We start from the raw sequence: 12,928 nt of genomic DNA on the forward strand, positions 1-12,928 counted from the left end.
ACGCTGAACTCGCAGTCGTCTCCCTCCCCTTGTGGGGAGGGATCAAGGGTGGGGGTGTCACACGCACCGAGTTTACGGAGACATACCCCCACCCTGCTCGATTCAACGGACTTAGCTGACGCTAAGTCCTATCTCGCTTCCCCTCCCTCAAGGGGGAGGGTGGGGCCGGTGGCAATTGGAGGGGGTCAACTCAGGCGCTTGAGCGCTTCGATGATGTGATGCCGCCGCTCCACAGCCGCCTCACGACGGGCCTTTTGTTCCTCGATGACCTCTTCGGGGGCCTTGGCGACAAATTGTTCGTTGCCGAGCTTCTTGTCGATCTGAACCACCTCGCCATCGAGCTTGGCGACTTCCTTTTCGAGACGGACCTTTTCGGCCGATATGTCGATGACGCCGGCCAGCGGCAGGGCGAAGGTGGCCTCGCCAACGACGAACTGGGCGGATTCGCCGGGAACTTCGGTCTGCGGCGAGATTTCCTCAAGGCGGGCGAGGCGCGTGATCAGGGAGGTGCCGGCGACGAGGCGACGCAGGGTTTCCTCCCCTGCCCCGACCACGACCATCTGCAGCCTGGCGCCGGCGGGGACGTTCATCTCCGAGCGGACCGAGCGAACATTGGTGATGACGTCGATGAGCCAGTTGAGATCGGCATCGGCGGCGGGGTCTTCGAGGCCGGCGAGGTCGGGCCATTCCGAGAGGATCAGCATGGAGGCGCGCGGGGCGCCGAACTTGCCGGTTTCGGCCCAGAGCTCTTCGGTGACGAAGGGCATGAAGGGGTGGAGGATGGCCAGGATCTGGTCGAGCGCCCAGGCCGCGGTGGCGCGGGTTTCGGCCTTGGCGGCTTCGTCCTCGCCCAGCAGCACTGGCTTGGCGAATTCGACATACCAGTCGCAGAAGGTGCCCCAGACGAAATCGTAGGCGGCATTGGCGGCTTCGTTGAACTTGTAGTCGAGAATGCCCTGGGTGACGGCGGCGGCGCCGCGCGCCGTGGCGCCGACGATCCAACGGTTGAGCGGGAGTTTGTTGGCTTTGGGGTCGTAGCCCTCGACGCGGCGGCACTCGTTCATTTCGAGGAAGCGGGCGGCGTTCCAGATCTTGGTGACGAAGTTGCGATAGCCTTCCACGCGCTGGATCGAGAGCTTGAGGTCGCGGCCCTGCGCGGCCATGGCGGCGAGCGTGAAGCGGGTGGCATCGGCGCCGTATTGGTCGATGAGCTGCAGTGGGTCGATGACATTGCCCTTGGTCTTGCTCATCTTCTGGCCCTTCTCGTCGCGGACCAGAGCATGCATGTAGACCGTGTGGAACGGCTCTTCATCCAGGAATTCAAGACCCATCATCATCATCCTGGCAACCCAGAAGAAAATGATGTCGAAGCCGGTCACGAGAACGTCGGTCGGGTAGTAGCGGCGCAGCTCGGCGGTATCGTCCGGCCAGCCCAGGGTGGAGAAGGGCCAGAGGGCGGAGGAGAACCAGGTGTCCAGCACGTCGGGGTCGCGGGTGAGCTGGGTCGGCTTCATGTAATGCGCGTCGGCGAGCTTCTGCGCCTCGGCCTCGCTATAGGCGACGAAGGCGTGATTGTCCGGGCCGTACCAGGCCGGAATCTGGTGGCCCCACCAGAGCTGGCGGGAAATGCACCACGGCTTGATGTTTTCCAGCCAGGCGAAATAGGTGTTCTGATACTGCTCCGGCACGAATTTGGTGCGGCCTTCGCGGACGGCAGCCATGGCCGGTTGGGCCAGCACGTCGGCCTTGACCCACCATTGATCGGTGAGGAAGGGCTCGATGACGACGAGCTTGGACTTCTCGTCATGCGGGACCATGATCTTCTTGTCCTCGATGTGATCGAGGCCGCGGGTGGGATTTTCCTCCGCAAGGGCAGTCAGGTCGGCGACGATGGCCTTGCGGGCGGCGAAACGATCCATGCCGCGATAGGCTTGCGGTATGAAGTCGGCCGAGATGATGGCGCCGCCAGTGGTGAAGACGTTGATCTGGTCGAGATCGTTGCGGGTGCCGACTTCGAAGTCGTTGAAATCGTGGGCCGGGGTGATCTTGACCGCGCCGGTGCCGAGGGTCGGATCGGCGTATTCGTCGGCGACGATGGGGATGCGGCGGCCGACCAGGGGCAGCTCAACGAACTTGCCGACCAGCGGGGCATAGCGTTCATCGTCCGGGTGAACGGCAATACCGGTGTCGCCCAGCATGGTTTCGGGGCGGGTGGTGGCGACGATGATGTAGTCGCGGGTTTCGTGGCCCGTGACGTTGCCCTCTTCGTCCTTCAGCGGGAACTGGTAGGTGACGCCATCGGCCAGGGGATAGCGCAGGTGCCACATATGGCCCTTGATCTCGATATTCTCGACTTCGAGATCGGAAATGGCGGTTTCGAGGCCGGGATGCCAGTTGACCAGGCGCTTGGCGCGATAGATCAGGCCGCGCTGGTGCAACTCGACGAAGACCTTGGTGACGGCGCGGACCATCTGGTCGTCGGCGACGCCGTTTTCACCCATGGTGAAGCGTTCGCGGGAGAAATCGGCCGAAGCGCCGAGGCGCTTGAGCTGGTTCATGATGGTGCCGCCGCTTTCGGCCTTCCATTCCCAGACACGCTCGACGAACTTTTCGCGGCCCATTTCGCGGCGACCGGGCTGCTGGCGCTCCATCAACTGGCGCTCGACGATCATCTGGGTGGCGATGCCGGCATGGTCGGTGCCGGGCTGCCAGAGAACGTCCTTTTTCAGCATGCGGTTGAAACGGATCAGGATATCCTGGATCGTATTGTTCAGCGCGTGGCCGATATGGAGCGAGCCGGTGACATTGGGCGGCGGAATGACGATGGTGAAGGTCTCGGCGCCGGGCGCAGCCCCTGCCCCGGCGGCAAAGGCGTTGGCCTCGAGCCAATCGGCATAGACGCGCGTCTCGACGGCTGATGGCTCATAGGACTTTTCAAGCATTGATCACTCGCAACAGCAGCGACCCGCCAGGATGACCGTGGCGGGCCGAACAGAAAGGTTGGCAGACTTCAAGCAAATGCGCGATGCGGGGTCAACAGGGAGCCAGCCGGCGCGGCGCGCGTTTCGTTTGAACAGCTTTAACATGGAGGCAGCGATGAAGGCGATGATGTTGGCCGCAATGGTGACCATTCTGGTGGCGACGCCGGTGCTGGGCGCCTGCCCTGCCCTCGTGCCTGCCGATAGCGCCGAGGCGATCCGGAACAATCAGGACCGCATCGGCTGCCTGCAACGGGAAGCAGCTACTGATGCCGAGCGAAAGACGCTGGAGATGAAGCTGCGGGCGCTGGAAGCGAACCAGCAAAGGCTGGAAATGGAAAGGCGGCTCCAGGTCCTGCAGACCATCAAGCCGCCCCCAATTCCGGCGATCTAGGCTTATTCCCCGCGCGAGATGCGGGTGATTTCGCGTTCAACCATGCGCTCGACGACGGACGGCAGATTTTCGTCCAGCCATTCCTTGAGCATGGGGCGGAGCATGTCGCGCATCAGGGACTCGATGGTGGCGCCGGCATTGCCGAGGCCCAGGCCATTGAGCTTGGTGATGGAACTGCGGACCGCGGCCTGCGTGGCCGGCTCGAGCAGTTGATCGGCCATGTCGCTGGACAGCGTGGGATCGGGCAACGGTGCAGCCTGCGCAATGCTGGGCTGTGGCGCCGGCTGGGCGGCGGCCATGGGCGGCGGATCGAAGGCTGGAAGCTCTTCCTCTTCATCCTCGACAGCTTCGGGCGGCGCGAAGGTGATATCGTCGGGATCGACCAGTTGCGGCGCGGAAGCGGCAGAGGCTTCATCGGCTGCAGTGTCGGCCAGGATGGAATCGAAGCTGAAGCCACCGGCTTCATCCTCGTCGTCACCCTTGTCGACGATCTGGTTGGGCGAAAGCGCGAGCGGCTCGATATCGTCAAGCATGTCGCTGAGATCACGATCGAGCGAATCGGCCATGGGACGGGCCGGCGTGGCCTGCATGGGCGGCGGCGCAGCCTGAATTGTCGGACGGCGTGGCACTCCGGCAGCGTCGTCGTCGGCGATGATCTGCCGAATGGACGACAGGATTTCATCCATAGAGGGTTCTTTGGGTGCCGGCTTGTTCATCAGTGCCTCTTACTCGTGCGCCCGAACCGACCTGCAGCATCCGCCGGTGCCGCCAACCTGATTCGTCAACAACACCTTAGCCCCAGTGGCCACAATTAGGAATCGCCACAGCACGCTCAAACCGGTCTTCCACTAAAAGTTGTGGCCGGGCATGACCCGACCACCACAGATCGATAGTGAAACCTAGAGCGCCAGACCTTGCGGAACGGCGAAGGCAGTGCGTGCAGTTTGCTGAAAAGGCGCCCGGAGCAGCGGCCGATTACTCGGCGACTGTGCGCAATTCCTGCCAGACGTCCTCGACGACCTGGTTGTAGCGCACGGCGGACTTGACCTCTACAGCCAGCCCGAGATCGGTCGCGGTGAGGTGGCCCATGGCCGACAGCAGCGAGAAGGTGGCGATGACCTTGTTGGTCGATGCGTTGATCTGCGTCTCACGCGCCGTGGTCAGCTCGGCCTGAGCGTTGAGCACGTCGAGCGTGGTGCGCGTGCCCAGATCGCGTTCCTGAATGACGCCATCGAGCACGGTACGGCCCGCGGCGACGGCGGCGTTGGCGGCGGAAATCTGGGCATCGGCGCTCTGGATGCCGGCCCAGGCGGAAATGACCGCCTCGCGAATCTGGTCATAGGACGACATGGCGTCGACCTCGGACTTGATCTGCTCGATATTGGCCTTGCGCACGCTGGCGCCGATGGCACCGCCGGCATAGAGCGGGATGGTGACGGTGAAGCCCAGCTTGCCGCTGATGCCCTGAGCGCCGCTGATGCTGTTATAGGCCGTGCCGACGGAACCGCTGACACTGGCGGAAGGACCGAAGGCGGCCTGCGCGGAATCGGTGCCGGCCTGGGCGGCGCGAATGGCTGCCTTGGACATCAGGATTGCCGGATGGCTGGATTCGGCCTGGGAGAGAGCGGCCTGGAGCGTCGAGGGGATCAGCCGGCCGTAATTATGCGAAGCATCAAGGTTTTGCGGGGCAGCGCCGACATAACGCTGAAAGGTGGCCTGGCTGATTTCAAGGCTGCTGAGCGCGGCGCGATAGGTGGCATCGCCCTGCGCCAGGCGAGCCTCGGCCTGGGCGACGTCGATGCGGGTGCCCTCGCCCACATCGAGCCGGTCACGCGCCGACTGCAACTGGGCCTGGAAGAAGTTGATATTTTCCTGCCGGAGAGCGACCAACTGGCGATCGCTCAGCACGGACATGTAGGCCTGGACCACGGCGAGCAGCACATTCTGCTCGGTATTGCGGATCTGGTATTCGGCCGCTTCGGCGCCGGCACGGGCTGCCTCGATCTCGGCGTCGGTCTTGTAATTGTCGAAGATGGTCTGGTTATACGAAATGCCCGCGGTCAGCGTATGGCTGTCGGAAAACGAGCCGCCCGCAACGGACCAATCATAATTGCCACCCAGGGATGCGCCGAGCGTGGGGCGCTTGCCCGACTGGGCCAGAGCGACGTTTTCCGCCGCGGACTTGGCACTGAGCAAAGCCGCCTGCAGATCGGGGGCATGGTCGTAAGCAATGGTCAGCGCCTGGCTGATCGATTGTGCCTGTGCCCCGCCCACCGAAACGGCAGCCAGAGCCAAGGCCAACGCACTTGCGACCAATTTAACGCGAAAACCCATTGCCCGCCTCCAAAAACCCCGGAACTCTATGCGCGGCACATGGGGTAGACAACCGGCCGCGACAATCCCTACGAAACATTAATGTGCGAATAATCCGCGTCGTGCCCCTGAGGCAACACAGACGTATAATACCACATCAAAATATGAATTCCTCATCACGCTGCGGCGCAAAGAGCGGTGGCAGGACGGCGTTGAACTCAGTTCGCGCCGTGACCTGCCGGCCCGACTTGACGAAGACATGGGCCACCGAAACGGCCCCGACGCGGATAAGTGCGACGAGACGCCCGCCATCGGCCAGCGCCGCGGTGAATGCTTCTGGCACGCTATCAAGCGCACCTTGCACGATGATGACATCGAAGCGGGCCTTGCCGAGGCGCTCGATATCACCGGCGACGACGCTGGCATTGGTGAGGCCGAGCGCCGCCAGATTGGCGGCTGCGGTCGTGGCCAGTTCGGCATCGGACTCGAGACCGGTGACCGAGGCCGCGAGGCCGGCAATGACGGCGGTGGAATAGCCGGTGGCGGCGCCGATATCGAGAACGCTATCGGTGGGGGTGATTTCGGCGATCCTGAGCAGCTTGCCAAGCGTGACCGGCGCGGCCATAAAGCGACCGGACGCCTTGCCGCCGAACCACTGGACGTCGTCTATATAGGCCAGGTCACGCCTGATGGCGGCGACGAAATTCTCGCGCGGGATAGCGCGCATCTGCGCCAGAATCGGCGCATTGGTGACACCGCCGCTGCGCAACTGGTTTTCCACCATTTGCGCCCGCGCGCGCTCGAAATCGACCATGAAGACAGCCCTGCCCGGCTCAAACCATATGCCGGACGTGAATATAGTCGGGGGCGGAGCATGGCAAGGGCCGAGAGCAGCTTGCGGCAAAATGGCGGTGCATGGCGGGTATGCGTGCCGACGGCGCGGGGATCGACCGGGGCGCGGTAGTACGCTCCGGCCGGTAGTCAGCAGCTCAATTGGACTTGCACTGGCAGACGGACATCTTGCCGGGAACGGTCGTCCACCACGAGGTGGAGAAACTGCCGCCCTTGCCCGTGCAGAGTGCGGGGCAAATCCTGTTGGCGTCGTTGGTCGACCAGATGGGGCCAGCCTCTACCACGAAGCTGGCAGCCTGCTGCGGGGCGGCGAGCTGTTGTTGCAAGAGGTCACCCGCGAGTGTCGATGCAGTCCCAGCTTGTGTCGATGCAGTCCCAGCTTGCTCGAGCGCCTGTTGGGCCTGCACAGCGGCCTTTTGGTTGCTTGCGGCGCTCTGGGCCAGGGCGGGCGTGCTGATCGACGCGCCGGCAATCAGGGCAAAGACCAGGCCGACAATGGCCCATAGCGGGTAACGAACAGATATTTTTGACGGCAATTCTTCCTCCAACTGTCTGGCCGCCGTCGCGCCAGCGAGGGGGGCCATGGCAGTATGGAGGCGCTTTGTTGCACCAGTGTTGGATGCGCAAATTAATTGGCAGCATGTGACGCGCTGAAGCCGGGCGCCCTGCCCGGTTGTAACTATCTGACTCTGTTATTGAAATCACTGGAGGCCACGTCCGGAATTGAACCGGAGTACGCGGATTTGCAATCCGCTGCGTAACCACTCCGCCACGTGGCCTCTGGCGCGGGGTTCTAGTCCAGCGCCCTTTCTTATGCAAGGCATCGGGTTGCCAAAGAGTTATTTTCTCACGGGCGCACAATCGGCGTGAAAAATGCCGTTTGCGCTTCACCGAACCGGCCGGCTTGCATAGGTTGCTGACGCACTGAACAGGGGCAAAGCGTGAGCCAAGAGACGATAGCCGGCCTCAGCCGGCGCGAATATCTGCAACCGGTCATGGCCGGGGCATTGGCCGCCATTGTGGGCTATGCCAGCACGTTCACGCTGGTGCTGGCGGCGCTGACCGCGACCGGCGCCTCGCCGCAGCAGGCGGGCTCCGGCCTGATGAGCGTGTGCATCGCCATCGGCATTCTCAATATCGTGGTCAGCGCGCGGGTGAAGCTGCCTGTCAGTTTTGCCTGGTCGACGCCGGGCGTGGCCTTCATCCTGACCGTGGGCGAGCCGGTGGGCGGATTTCCGGCAGTGGCGGGGGCGTTCCTCGTGGCGGCGGCGCTGATCGTGTTGACCGGACTGATCAAGCCGCTGGCGCGGGTGATCGCGGCCATTCCGGCGCCACTGGCCAATGGCATGCTGGCGGGCATGCTGTTCACGCTGTGCCTGGCGCCGATCACGGCGGTGGCCGAAATGCCCGGTCTGGCACTGCCGATCGTGCTGGCCTGGGTCATTGGACTGCGTTTCGCCAAACGCTATGCGGTGCCGATTGCCGTGGTGGTGACGGGGATCGTGCTGGCGATGACGACAAACCTGCCGGCGGGGGCGCTGGATGGTAGTTGGCCGAGCCTGGTGCCGGTCATGCCTGTCTTCACGCTAGACGCCATCGTGCGGATCGGGCTGCCGCTCTATATCGTCACCATGGCGTCGCAGAACCTGCCAGGACTGGCGGTGATGCAGGCCAATGGCTATTCGCTCAAGCCGGCGCCGCTGTTTGTCATGACGGGGCTGGCCAGCGCGGTGACGGCGTTTTTCGGCGGGCATAGCAGCAACCTGGCGGCGATCACTGCCGCGATCTGCGCCGGGCCGGAGGCGCATCCCGAAAAGGCCAGGCGCTGGCCGGCGCCGGTTTCGGCAGGCGTGGTCTATCTGCTGCTGGCACCGGCGGCGAGCCTGGCCGCGGCCTTTATCGCGGCTTCGCCGCCGCTGCTGATCCAGGCCGTGGCCGGGCTGGCGCTGCTGTCGAGCCTGACGGCGGCGCTATCGGGTGCATTGGTGAGAGAAGAGACGCGGCTGCCGGCGGCACTGACTTTCATCACCACGGCGTCGGGAATCACCATTATCGGAGTCGGCGCGCCATTCTGGGGGCTGGTGGCGGGAATCGGCATGATGCTGTTGCTGCGCTTCGGCATCAGGCCCGAACCGGAGACGATGGGCGATTGAGCTTGCTGCATGGCGTGATCATCGCGGGCGGCAGAGGCGAGCGGCTGGGCGGGGTGCGCAAGGCGGATTTGCGGATCGGCGGCAGGCGGCTGGTGGACCGCGTGGCCGCGGCGTTGGGGCCGGTGGCGCCGCCGCTGATGATTGCTGTTGGGCCGGATGATGACGGGCGCGGCAGGCGGGATGGCGCGGCGGCGGTAACGGACCTTCCGGCGCCGGTGGGCGGGCCGCTGGCGGGGCTGGCGGCAGCGGTGGCGGCTTTGCAGGAACGGGGAATCGGTGAGGGGCTGCTGGTGTCCGCCGCGGTGGATACGCCTTTCCTGCCTGATAATTTCGGGGTCGTGATGCTCGACGCGCTGGGCGATGCCTCGGCGGCGTTTGCCGGCTGGGGCGCGGATTTTTATCCGCCCAATGCGATATGGCGGATCGAGGCGCTGGCCAACCTGCCGGGGCAGATCACGGCGGGTACGGCGCCGGGGAGTCTCAAGGGATTGCAGGCGCGCCTAGGCGCGCGGCGGGTGGACTGGTCCGGGCGAGCAGCAGCCAACCCATTTCTCAATGTGAATATGCTGGCGGATCTGCTGATGCTGGGGCGACACGAATAGCCCAGCGCAACCGACTTTTGCACATCTGGGCGAAAGGGCTTGGCAAAGCAAAACAAGTTCGTTACATGGACCTCGCTTCCGGCACGGAGGCATCGATGTTCCGCGATAGCTCAGTTGGTAGAGCGTTCGACTGTTAATCGAATGGTCGCTGGTTCGAGTCCAGCTCGCGGAGCCATTTCCCCCAAAACCCAATGATCCCGGCCGTCAGGCGTCGCTGTCGCGCTCGATATCGGCTGCCAGTTGTTCGGCCTCGCTTTCGGTGAGGTCCGTCTGATTGCTGCGCCAGATGGTTTCGCTGCGCCGATCGCCATCACGCAACACCACGGCGACTTCGGCGCCCTCGACCTTGCCGGCCGCGGCGATGGCCGCCTCGATGGCGGCGCTCCGGCTGGTGAAGGGCGCGGTGACATCCCCCTTGAAGCTGAACTGCCAGGCGCTGTCCCGCTGCGAGACGACAAAATGATCGGTGCTCATAATATCCTCCCGTGCGACAAAACGCGGGCGCGCGATTGTCGTTGCATGGGCGAGGACCATTGCCAGCACGGCGGGGTCGGGGTACGGGTGCCTGCACATATTCTAGGCATTTGGACTTCTCTCCCATGGACGCCGTTTCGGCCAAGACTGCACCGCCGGTGCAGCAGACATCGCTCAACATCATTCTGGCGGTCAGTGCGGCGCACCTTATCAATGACCTGATCCAGTTTCTGCTGCCGGCGCTCTATCCGGTGCTCAAGGCCAATTACGATCTCGACTATTTCCAGATCGGCCTGTTGACGCTGGCCCAGCAGATTACCGCCTGCGTGCTGCAACCGCTGATGGGACTCTATGGCGACGTGCGGCCCAAGCCCTACATCCTGGCAGTCTCGCTGACGATCGTGGCCGCGGGCGTATTGCTGCTGGCGACGGCCAACAGCTTCCTGCTGCTGCTGGTGGCCGCGGTCGTACTGGGTATCGGCTCGGCGCTGTTCCACCCGGAAGCCTCGCGCGTGGCGCGGCTGGCGTCGGGCGGACGGCTGGGCCTTGCCCAATCGGCCTTCCAGGTCGGCGGCAACGCCGGCACGGCCATAGGGCCGCTGGCCGCCGCGCTTATCGTGCTGCCGCTGGGGCAGATGAGCACGATCTGGTTCGGGCTGGCTGCCGTGCTGGGCATCATGGTGCTGACCTATGTGGGGCGCTGGTATGCGGCCCATCAGCGAATGGCGGCCAGCCGGCCGGCGGTCGCGCCGCTCAAGCCTGCCATCAGCCGCAACCGGCTGATCGTCGCCTTTTCCGTCATCGGTGCGCTGCTGCTGAGCAAGTATGTCTATATCGAGACGTTCAAGAGCTATTACACCTTCTACCTGATCGAGAAGTTCGGCCTGCCGGTGCAGGACGCCCAGTTCTTCCTGTTCCTGTTCCTCGGCGCCATTGCGGTGGGCACGTTTTTCGGCGGGCCGATCGGAGATCGCTTCGGGCGTCTGGCGGTGATCTGGGGCTCGATTGTGGGCGCCCTGCCCTTCGCCCTGCTCATTCCCTATGCCAATCTATGGGGCACAGCGGCGCTGAGCATCGCGGTGGGGCTGATCCTGTCATCGGCCTTTTCGGCTATCGTGGTCTATGCGCAGGAACTGGTGCCGGGCAAGGTCGGCATGGTGGCCGGGTTCGTGTTCGGCTTCGCCTTCGGCATCGGCGCCATCGGCGCGGCCGTGCTGGGGGCGCTGGCCGACCAGATCGGCATCGTGGCGGTGTTCGGGCTCTGCGCCTTCTTGCCCTTCCTGGGCTTCCTCACCATCTTCCTGCCACGACACGCGGAACTGCTTGGGAAAGAGGCGACAGCATGAGCAACGGCATGGAAACGGATGGCGAAAGCCAGATCACTCTGACGCGGACCATCGATGCCCATATCGATGACGTATTCGCCGCCTGGACCGATCCGGCGCTGATCGAACAGTGGCAGGCCGACGAGGCCGAACTCGATGCCTTCGAGGGCGGAGACTACAAGTTCACCACCTTCGGCGACGACGAGGACCCGGAAGACCACGTGGTCAGCGGGGAAATCCTGCAATTCGTGGAAAACGAAAAGCTGGTGATGAGCTGGGTTCACAGGGATGGCGAAGGCGATGACGCCGAAGAGCTGATCTTCGTGCTCGAAATCGCCTTCCAGGCCATTGGCGAAGAGCAGACGCGGGTGACGCTCACCGAACGCGGGCTGGCCCATGCTGATCCGGAGTCACGCATCTTTTCCATGGAAGCGTGGAGCGCGGCGCTGGAGCACCTGGCCGAAGTGATGGAATAGCATGCCACGCCCTCCTTCGACAGGCTCAGGATGAGGGTAGTTCGACAGGCTCACCATGAGGGCCACTGCATACGGCGGAATGAAATTGCGCCGGCTGGGCTTTGGCGCACGGGCATTGCGTGGCGTAGCGGCGCGGCGGAAAGCCTTGCCGGCATAGGCGGTTAAGGCTTGCCGGGGAACGGGCGGACACCTAGCATAAGTGTTTCATCGACCTGCCAGATTGATCCATGTCCAAGCACCTAGACCTGATTTCCGCCATCGGTAACACGCCGCTGATCCGCCTCAACCGGGTGTCCGAACTCACCGGCTGCGAAATCTGGGGCAAGGCCGAGTTCCTCAATCCGGGCCAGTCGGTGAAGGATCGGGCCGCCCTGTTCATCATCCACGATGCGGTGCAATCGGGCGCGCTGAAGCCGGGCGGCACCATTGTCGAGGGCACGGCGGGCAATACCGGCATCGGGCTGACGCTGGTGGCCAATTCGTTGGGCTTCAAATCGGTGATCGTGATCCCTGAAACGCAGAGCCAGGAAAAGAAGGACGCGCTGCGCCTCTATGGCGCCGAGCTGATCGAGGTTCCCGCCAAGCCCTACAAGAACCCCAACAACTACATCAAGATTTCCGGCCGGCTGGCCGAGAAGCTCAACAGGGAGCTGCCCGGCGGCGCCATCTGGGCCAACCAGTTCGACAATGTCGCCAACAGGCGGGCGCATGTGGAGACGACAGGCCCCGAAATCTGGCAGCAGACCGGCGGCCGTATCGATGGCTTCATCTGCGCGGTGGGCTCGGGCGGCACACTGGCCGGCGTGGCCGAAGCGCTGCGGGCGCGCAGCTCGGATGTGAAGATCGGGCTGGCCGACCCGGAGGGCGCGGCGCTCTACAATTTCTACGCCAATGGGGAGCTGAAATCCTCGGGCAATTCGATCACCGAGGGCATCGGCCAGGGTCGCATCACGGCAAACCTGGAGGGGCTGACCATCGACAACCCCTACCAGATTTCCGATGCCGAGGCCCTGCCCTACATTTTCGACCTGCTCGAGCATGAAGGCCTGTGCCTGGGCGGATCGAGCGCGATCAACATAGCCGGCGCGGTGCGCATGGCGCGGGACCTCGGGCCGGGCAAGACCATCGTCACCGTGCTGTGCGACTATGGCAACCGCTATGCCAGCAAGATCTTCAATCCGGAATTCCTGCATGGCAAGGGCCTGCCGGTGCCGAGCTGGCTCGAAGGGCGGACGCCGATCGACATTTCCAGCGTGATCGAGGCGGAGTAGCAGGCTTGAGCGCTCACAGGCACGATCGTCACCCTCGGGCCTGACCCGAGGGCTCTATACTTGCGGATCGCTCATCAAGTGCAGTGCCCT

General features: G+C 63.9%; 12 protein-coding genes and 2 tRNA genes. 7 read left to right on the forward strand and 7 right to left on the reverse strand.

All coding sequences use genetic code 11. From position 1 onward, the window contains the following. Window positions 1–185: 185 nt before the first annotated feature. A complete protein-coding gene (locus NVV79_RS16255; protein ID WP_303991412.1) occupies window positions 186–2,942 on the reverse strand; it encodes a valine--tRNA ligase in 2,757 nt (918 codons plus the stop codon). A 58-nt stretch (window positions 2,943–3,000) separates the two neighbouring features. Between NVV79_RS16255 and NVV79_RS16260 the strand changes: the two genes are divergently transcribed. Next, entirely contained in the window at window positions 3,001–3,372 is a 372-nt protein-coding gene (locus tag NVV79_RS16260; RefSeq protein ID WP_303991413.1) for a hypothetical protein, read from the forward strand. Window positions 3,373–3,374: 2 nt separating this feature from the next. Here NVV79_RS16260 and NVV79_RS16265 read toward each other — a convergent pair whose 3' ends face one another. From NVV79_RS16265 to NVV79_RS16285, 5 genes are all read right to left on the reverse strand, one after another. Further along, on the reverse strand, window positions 3,375–4,088 hold the full coding sequence (locus NVV79_RS16265) for a PopZ family protein (protein ID WP_303991414.1): 714 nt from the start codon (window positions 4,086–4,088) through the stop codon (window positions 3,375–3,377). 259 nt (window positions 4,089–4,347) lie between these two features. After that, window positions 4,348–5,706 (reverse strand): TolC family outer membrane protein, encoded by a 1,359-nt coding sequence (locus NVV79_RS16270; protein WP_303991415.1) that lies wholly within the window; start codon window positions 5,704–5,706, stop codon window positions 4,348–4,350. A gap of 136 nt (window positions 5,707–5,842) precedes the next feature. Beyond that, complete coding sequence (locus NVV79_RS16275; protein WP_303991416.1) at window positions 5,843–6,499, reverse strand: protein-L-isoaspartate O-methyltransferase; 657 nt, start codon at window positions 6,497–6,499, stop codon at window positions 5,843–5,845. Between the two features lie 175 nt (window positions 6,500–6,674). Then, window positions 6,675–7,121, reverse strand: coding sequence for a mannan-binding lectin (locus NVV79_RS16280; protein ID WP_303991417.1), 447 nt, complete (start codon window positions 7,119–7,121; stop codon window positions 6,675–6,677). 121 nt (window positions 7,122–7,242) lie between these two features. Then, window positions 7,243–7,316 (reverse strand) — tRNA-Cys (locus NVV79_RS16285). Between the two features lie 162 nt (window positions 7,317–7,478). On the opposite strand from NVV79_RS16285, the gene NVV79_RS16290 reads away from it, so the two are divergent. The 3 genes from NVV79_RS16290 to NVV79_RS16300 all read left to right on the forward strand — a co-directional run bounded on the left by NVV79_RS16290 (window position 7,479) and on the right by NVV79_RS16300 (window position 9,467). Further along, the gene (locus tag NVV79_RS16290) at window positions 7,479–8,690 is read left to right on the forward strand and encodes a benzoate/H(+) symporter BenE family transporter (protein ID WP_303991419.1); all 1,212 of its coding nucleotides are present in this window, start codon (window positions 7,479–7,481) and stop codon (window positions 8,688–8,690) included. After that, window positions 8,687–9,292 (forward strand): molybdenum cofactor guanylyltransferase, encoded by a 606-nt coding sequence (locus tag NVV79_RS16295; RefSeq protein ID WP_303991421.1) that lies wholly within the window; start codon window positions 8,687–8,689, stop codon window positions 9,290–9,292. Before NVV79_RS16290 ends, NVV79_RS16295 begins: the two co-directional genes overlap by 4 nt. 99 nt (window positions 9,293–9,391) lie before the next feature. After that, a tRNA-Asn gene (locus NVV79_RS16300) sits at window positions 9,392–9,467 on the forward strand. A 29-nt stretch (window positions 9,468–9,496) separates the two neighbouring features. Here the strand turns inward: NVV79_RS16300 and NVV79_RS16305 are convergent. Beyond that, on the reverse strand, window positions 9,497–9,766 hold the full coding sequence (locus tag NVV79_RS16305) for a DUF2188 domain-containing protein (RefSeq protein WP_303991422.1): 270 nt from the start codon (window positions 9,764–9,766) through the stop codon (window positions 9,497–9,499). A gap of 125 nt (window positions 9,767–9,891) precedes the next feature. On the opposite strand from NVV79_RS16305, the gene NVV79_RS16310 reads away from it, so the two are divergent. From NVV79_RS16310 to NVV79_RS16320, 3 genes are all read left to right on the forward strand, one after another. Continuing rightward, window positions 9,892–11,112 carry an MFS transporter gene (locus NVV79_RS16310; RefSeq protein ID WP_303991424.1) on the forward strand — a complete coding sequence of 407 codons (1,221 nt, stop codon included), beginning with the start codon at window positions 9,892–9,894 and terminating at the stop codon, window positions 11,110–11,112. After that, entirely contained in the window at window positions 11,109–11,567 is a 459-nt protein-coding gene (locus NVV79_RS16315) for an SRPBCC domain-containing protein (RefSeq protein ID WP_303991426.1), read from the forward strand. The genes NVV79_RS16310 and NVV79_RS16315 overlap by 4 nt, the downstream gene beginning before the upstream one ends. A gap of 227 nt (window positions 11,568–11,794) precedes the next feature. Next, window positions 11,795–12,838 carry a cysteine synthase A gene (locus tag NVV79_RS16320; RefSeq protein WP_303991428.1) on the forward strand — a complete coding sequence of 348 codons (1,044 nt, stop codon included), beginning with the start codon at window positions 11,795–11,797 and terminating at the stop codon, window positions 12,836–12,838. Window positions 12,839–12,928: the final 90 nt, after the last annotated feature.

Source organism: Devosia ginsengisoli (assembly GCF_024707105.1).
GTDB lineage: Bacteria > Pseudomonadota > Alphaproteobacteria > Rhizobiales > Devosiaceae > Devosia > Devosia ginsengisoli_A.